Source organism: Paenibacillus sp. (assembly GCF_035645235.1).
Classification (GTDB): Bacteria; Bacillota; Bacilli; order Paenibacillales; family YIM-B00363; genus Paenibacillus_AE.
On sequence record NZ_DASQMZ010000097.1, the window covers coordinates 1 to 5,479 of the forward strand.

The following is a 5,479-nucleotide window of genomic DNA, read 5'->3' on the forward strand; positions in this document are numbered from 1 at the left end:
TCGCATCCCAAGCCGCTTTCTGCGCCATGGCCAGTCCGCTGATCTTGCCGCGCGCGTCGACCGAATACATCCAGCTGTTCAAACCGTTGATCAAACCGTCCGCCTCGGCGCGCCGTTCCAGCCAGCCCATCACCCCTGTGAGCCGCTGTCGGTTCGCCTCGACGTACGCAAGATCCCCCGTGATCCACGCATATTCCCACAAATTTACGATCGTCCACATCGTCCACTCGTAAAACAGTTGCCCGTAAGCGCCGCTGCCCGGAATGATTCCTTCCTCGTCTCCGGCGGCATGCTGCTGCGACAGCAGCACCTCCAGCGTATTTTTTACGATCTCCGGCCGATCGAACGCATACAACCAAACCAACGACGCCGGTCGCAGGTCGCCGCCCCACACATCCTTGTCCCGGCGCACGCCGTCCCAAATCACATGGTCCGAGAACGGTCCGGCGAGCGGGCGCTGCGTAAATCGCGAAGGCTGCGTGCACATTTCTACCGTATAGACCCCCATGGCCCACGCCTCGTTCACCGCGCGGTCGTCGCATTCGAAGCCGCCGGCGCCCGCATACGGGATCGCCGTGTACTCCAACCAGCACTCGGCGATCCGCACCGATTCATCCGACCGATTGTCGATCTCCAGCCAGCGAAGCGCGCTCAACGTATTTTCCAACCGATACACATCGGCGGAACCGTACGCGCGCTCCCACTGCGCCAGCACGCCGGCCGGCGTCCCGCGCACCACCGTCGGGAACCGGTCGGTGACGAACGCCTCGCTCCCTCTCGCCCGATCGAGCGCCGCAAAGATGCGTTCATCCGCTGCATATGCGTAACGTATGTCGGACCACGCCTCCGCCCGCCCTCCGGAAATCCGCATATACACGATCCCCGCACGCTTAACGCCGAAGTCGAACCGCACTCGCTCCCCCGGCTCCACCGTCGTCTCCCGCCACCCCTGCGGCACCAATCTTGTGTCTTTCGGGGAAAATGATGCAAACCCCACACCCAACACCCCATCCATATCTGTTTCCTACAATCGTAACGCCTGCCTGCGCCCCGCCGACACAAGACGATCTTGTGGAACGGGTAGTTTTTTGCCTGGTTCAATGCAAACTTTGGAAACGTTACGCACCTCAAAAGGACAAGAAAGCGACCGAAGGTAAACATCTTACCCTATCTGCTGCCGTCGCCCGCTCTCTATAATAGAGCCATCAAGGAGGTGATAGCGCTTACACATTTCCCGCAACAGCTTGGTTTTCCGCAAGACTCGCCACACCACCCCCAAGGGAAAGGAACGTGAATGATGCGCACGAAACAAACGATCGCCGGGCTCCTCAGTCTCATGCTCTCCTCATCCGTCGGACTCGCTTCCGCGTCAGCGGCCACGTACGACGAGACCTTCTACATCCTGTTTAATTCATGGCCGGCCCCCCCGCAAGACCGCGTGAACGCCGAATACGACGCCATCGTCGACTCCTTCAACCAGACCGACTACGTCAAGACCGGACTCAGCATCCAAACCTCCTTCCTGAGTTTAGACACCTACGCGCACCACCAAAATTACAATTGGGACTCCCGCACGCTCGACCAACAATTGCAATACGCCGAAGATTACGGCGCTCCGGTACTGATCCAGATGAACGCCGGCGGCTGGGCGGGCGACGTCGGACTGATGCATGCGCTCGGGAACGACACCCGCATCACGATGTGGGACACGAACAATTGGGACATGTTCCGCAGCGTCGACCAACATAATTACATGACCTATTCCAGGAAAAATGCGAAGCATTATGCGTTCAAGAAGCGCAATGTGCAGCAAGCGGTAGCTCGGATCGTCGAGTGGCGCAACGCGAACCCCGACCTGTTCGTGGGCGTCAGCCTCGATTCGGAGGATTGGCAATACGTATGGGACGGGACGCGGTATTCCGATTACAACCCGCTGTCGATCGCCGAGTGGAAGGAATGGCTGCAAGGAACCGGCATCTACGATCCGGTAAGCGGCGAGTACGCCGGACAAGCCCGCGACCCGGTATTTTCCTCGATCGGCCAATTCAATAGCGCGATGGGCACCAGCTTCGCGTCATGGAACGACGTCGATCCGCCGCGCGTGCGCGACGACGGGGATCCGTTCTGGGAGGAGTGGGCGCGCTGGCGGGTCATGCTGCTGAAGCATCACCTGCAGGACCTTGCGAACTGGATCATCGAAGCCGGGCTGCCGGCCAACCGCGTTTTCGCCCATCAAGCGCATAACGCGTCGGGCTCGGACGGGTACTACTTGACGGGCTCGATGTTGACGACGGCCGCCCTGTCGCCCGGCTCCCTCGGCGTAACGTTGTATGGGGACGCGACGAGGGACGCCGATTACTTCAAGCAGGTGCTCGGGTACGACAACAATTGGGGCGCGCCGGAATATAATCCGCTCAACAAGTCCGATTACACGTCCAATTTCGACGGCTTGGTGAAAACGTACGAGGGCGGGGCCCATTATATTTCGCCGCTGAGTTGGAACGATCCGGCCGCATCGATCTACGAAATTAAGGGAACGCAATTCGAAGCGGCGATCGCCGGATTCGTCGACAGCTTCGGCAACGTGCGGCGTCCGGCGCGATTCGACATCGACGCTCCCGGCGCGCTCGTGTACGACTTCATCTCCAACTTCGGCTCGGCGACGGTCAGCAATACGGCATCCGGAAGCGCCGGGACGTATATCGTCGGCGGCATCGGCAAGAGCGGCATCTTCCTGCATGCGCCGAGCAGCGGCGACGCCACAGCCGTGTACCACAATATTTCGCTGCCGACGGTCGGCAACGGGGAGCGGCTGAATCTGGCGCTGCATTCGGGATTGGCCGACGGCGCGGACGGCTCCGACGGCTATGTCGTCCGGGTCAAGGTGAACGGCGCGACCGAGTTTACGGGCGACTACTCGCAGCCGCACTACAGCCGTTGGCACCGCTGGGAGCCGGCCATGATCGACTTGACCGCCTATGCCGGACAGACGGTCGACATTACGCTCGCGACCAACAAGGGCGTTTCCGGCGCCGCGAACGATGCGTACGATTGGGTCGTGTTCGGTACGCCGGCGATTTACAAGGGAACGCCGGATACGACCGCTCCGTCCCAGGTGACCGGCGTCGCCGCAACGACGGTCGGCAGCAAGCGCATCGGCCTGGACTGGTCGACGATCACGGGCCAAGGCGTAGCGGAATACAAGGTGTACCGCAGCGCGACATCCGGCTTCACGCCGTCGGCGGCCAACTTTATTGGCTTCTCGAATGAAAGCGAGTTCCAGGATTCCGGCTTGGCGTCGTCCACAACCTATTATTATAAGGTTACCGCGGTGGACGAGGCGGGCAACGAGGGGAGCGCTTCGTCGCAGGTCAGCGCGGCTACCGCTGCCGCCAGCTCTACGGCGCCGGCCCAAGTGACCGGCGTCACGGCGACGCTAAGCGGCGACAAAGACAGCGTAGCATTGAGCTGGGGCGCATCGTCCGCGGGCAATCTGCTGGAGTATCGCATTTATCGCAGCACGAAGTCGTCGTTCGCGCCCGACGATACGTATTTGATCGCAACGACAGACCGCTGGACGACCTCGTTCACGGACGCTGCGCTGTTCGACGGCAAATCGTACTATTACAAGGTTGCGGCCTGCAATGCGAACGATGTGTGCGGCGGGGCTTCCTCGAACGCTTCCGTCACGATCGCCGCCAACGACAAGACGTGGGGCTTTAACGCGAACGGCAATTTCGAGGGCTGGAATATGGCGAACCATGTAACGAACGCGTCAGTGAACGGGCAGCTCAACTTCGCGATCAACGGCAACGACCCGTACATTACGTACACCGCCGACTTAGACTTGCGGGGCAAGCGCAGCCATTACGTCCGGGTCGTCATGAAGAACGGTTCGCCGGCGACGTCCGCTCAGCTGTTCTGGACGACCGACCAGAATTCGGCATTCAGCGGCTCGCAGTCGTTAACTACGAATCTGGTTGCGAACGATACGTTGTATCGAACCTATCTGTTCGACATCGGTAACCACTATCAATTCGCAGGCGTACTGCAGAACCTGCGCCTCGATATTAACGCCGGCTCGGGCTCGATCAGCATCGATTCGATCGACGTCGTCGAGGGACCGGATTTGGTCGCATGGGAATTCAACGCCGCGAGCAACGCCGAGGGCTGGACGGCGATCCAGCAGATCGACGCGGCCTCCGCGTCGGGCGGCAAGTTCGATCTAACCTTCGCAGGCCGAACGGACCCGTACATGAATTCGCTGGATCAGTTGAAGATTCCGGCCAAAGCAAACCAGTCGATCCGCATGAATGCGAAGAACGACACGGGGGCGATTCAAGCGAAGGTGCAGTGGATTACCGACACGGACACGACCTGGAACGATGCGAAGAGCATGACGATCGCGCTGAACCCGAACGATCCGAGCTATGCGGATTATATCTTCCCGGTCGGCGCAAACTCGAACTGGACCGGTACGATCCGCCAGCTGCGGGTTCATCCGATCGAGACGGACGGCTCGACGACCGCGACCGGTACGATCCGCATCGACCGCATCGCGATCAGCACCCATCTGCCGGTAAGCGACGCCGTTCCCTTCGCCCTTCCCGGCGACAACGAGGTATATGTGTATTGGGCGCAGAACCGGAAAGACACCGGCGCCTTCGTCTACCGCAGCACGAGCCTGAACGGCGTGTACACGCGGCTCAACGATACGCCGAGCAGCATGCACTACACCGATACGACAGCCGTGAACGGACAGACGTATTACTACAAGCTGCAATACGTCAATTGGCTCGGTTCCGGCATCGTCACCCGTCCGACGGGCGCGATCGTGCCGTCGTCGGGCGCCGTCTCGCAGCGGGAGAGCAACTTCGTGCAGTACCGGGACGGTGCAGGGGGATGGTATTACGAGTACTTTAACGGCAGCTCCTATATACCGATGGCGTTCGTGCACGACCAAACGTTCAACGACTATTGGGGCGGCGGCGGCGCGAAGATTTCCCGCGTGGCGCAGAACCCGGCCGTCGGCAACGACGCCGTGCTGAAGTGGGTCGCTCCGGTCGCCGGCACGATCGACATTACCGGCAGCGCGCACTATATCGTCGCCGACCGGACGATCGGCGACGGCGCCGACATTAAAATCATGAAGAACGGCACGCAGCTCTGGTCCGACTCGCTCTCGCCCGCCACGTACGCCGACGAGTCCGCTGTACACAGTCTGACTGTCTCCGTCTCCGCCGGCGACGTCATTTACTTCCACGTCAACGCGAAAGCGAACACGACCGGCGGCGAGTCGGTGTGGTGGAACCCGACCATCGCGTATTAACCGCATGGCCCGCGCATCGGTGCGCGGGCCTGTTTAGCAATATTGTGCAGGAAGGTAAAAATACTACTCTACGTAACGGTCGCGGCCCCCCGTACACTATTCTTGTAACCGTTTGCAAAATACATATCATGAGGAGTGTGGTGTTCATTC

At 60.4% G+C, this 5,479-nt stretch carries 2 protein-coding genes; one reads left to right on the top strand and one right to left on the bottom strand.

Annotated features, from left to right (window positions below; all coding sequences use genetic code 11):
* Nucleotides 1–997, bottom strand: a 997-nt coding sequence (locus VEZ38_RS08835; RefSeq protein WP_324892983.1) for a hypothetical protein, incomplete at its 3' end; no start/stop codon positions are given.
* 300 nt (nucleotides 998–1,297) lie between these two features.
* On the opposite strand from VEZ38_RS08835, the gene VEZ38_RS08840 reads away from it, so the two are divergent.
* Nucleotides 1,298–5,329, top strand: coding sequence for a hypothetical protein (locus VEZ38_RS08840; protein ID WP_324892984.1), 4,032 nt, complete (start codon nucleotides 1,298–1,300; stop codon nucleotides 5,327–5,329).
* Nucleotides 5,330–5,479: the final 150 nt, after the last annotated feature.